At 46.0% G+C, this 1,352-nt stretch carries 2 protein-coding genes and 1 pseudogene; 1 reads left to right on the forward strand and 2 read right to left on the reverse strand.

The window, feature by feature from the left end:
* Together B3182_RS05445 and queF are read right to left on the reverse strand one after the other, a co-directional pair.
* Window positions 1–275: pseudogene (locus B3182_RS05445) on the reverse strand (hypothetical protein); the annotation flags it as partial.
* A gap of 2 nt (window positions 276–277) precedes the next feature.
* Entirely contained in the window at window positions 278–667 is a 390-nt protein-coding gene (queF, locus tag B3182_RS05450; RefSeq protein WP_292356861.1) for a preQ(1) synthase, read from the reverse strand.
* A gap of 59 nt (window positions 668–726) precedes the next feature.
* Between queF and B3182_RS05455 the strand changes: the two genes are divergently transcribed.
* Window positions 727–1,352: cell division protein ZipA C-terminal FtsZ-binding domain-containing protein (locus B3182_RS05455; RefSeq protein WP_292751881.1), on the forward strand; the 626-nt coding region annotated here is incomplete at its 3' end.

Consider the following 1,352-nt stretch of genomic DNA (forward strand, 5'->3'; position numbering starts at 1 on the left):
TTGGTCAGAGGATTTCCTTGGTGATCAGATAACATTACCGAGCCGGAAGTCGCATCAATGCTAATGGATTCAATGACAACTGCGGGAAGTTGCTTTACCAGCCTTTTTAGCGCCTCAAAAAGATAAAGAGACTGCTGTTTGGGTGAGAGGTAAGGGTGTGGAGCTGCGGGAAGGTTTTGTTCAATCTGGGCAATAATATTGCCGTTTTGGTCTACGGCGCAGACCCGGCACCCGGAGGTGCCGAAATCAATGCCAATCCATGCGCTCTCGCGCATATTTATGGAAGCTGGACAGGCGTTGGTGCGACCCAACCTTCTTTGCGATATTCGGCAACAACATTGGTATAAACGCCACCACGGACATTGAAAATGCCGGTAACACGCATAAAACGGGGTTCAGTTGCAGCCACTAAATCAGTCAGAATCTGGTTGGTCAGTTTTTCATGAAAACCACCTTCTTCACGGTAAGACCAGAAGTAAAGCTTCAGAGATTTCAGTTCAACGCATTTTAAATCCGGTACATAATCGATCTTAATCGTGGCAAAATCCGGCTGACCAGTTTTCGGACACAGACAAGTAAATTCAGGTGTTTCGATGTGGATGGTATAATCCCGCTCCGGTACTGCGTTATCGAAGGTTTCCAGTTGTTTGCTTGGTAGCGTAGACATAGGTAATCTCTAAGTGTGAACAAAACCGTTATTATCCCTGAGTTGGCAGATTTAATTAAGTGTTAGAAATCATTCTCCTGTCTGTAGTTGTTTTAGTGGCGCTGATTATTGGCGGCTGGTATAGCCATTCCCGGCAGCAACAGCGTGCCCAGGAATTCGAGCGTGAACTGGATCGTTTTGATAACGACGAGAATAGTGATTTTCACGCGCGATTTGACTCAGTTTTTGCGCAAGATACTGTGGATTTATCCGACGGACCCAAAGTTCGTATGGATTCAGATGTGGCTGATGTTAACGACGAATTCGACGATTCGGAAATGGATGACGAATTTGCCGATGTTGACGAAGAGGACGATACGCCCGATTGGGAAATGGTGGTGGCATTGACCATTATGGCCCCCGAATCACAAATGTTTACCGGACGGGCAATCAAATCTGCACTTGAACAGCAGGAAATGCATTTCGGTGATATGCAGATATATCATCGTTATACCGTTAATAATCGCCGACAGACATTGTTCAGTGTGGCGAATATTCTGGATCCCGGTACTTTGCTTCCTGATCAATTGATTTCAATGAAGACTCCTGGCTTATTAATGTTTGCCAGACTTCCTGGCCCGGTAAATGGTCTGACAGTATTTGATTCAATGCTGGATACCGCGCAGCAACTGACCGCCTATCTCGG

Origin of the sequence: Methylophaga sp. UBA4204 (assembly GCF_002379485.1) — a bacterium.
Classification (GTDB): Bacteria; Pseudomonadota; Gammaproteobacteria; order Nitrosococcales; family Methylophagaceae; genus Methylophaga.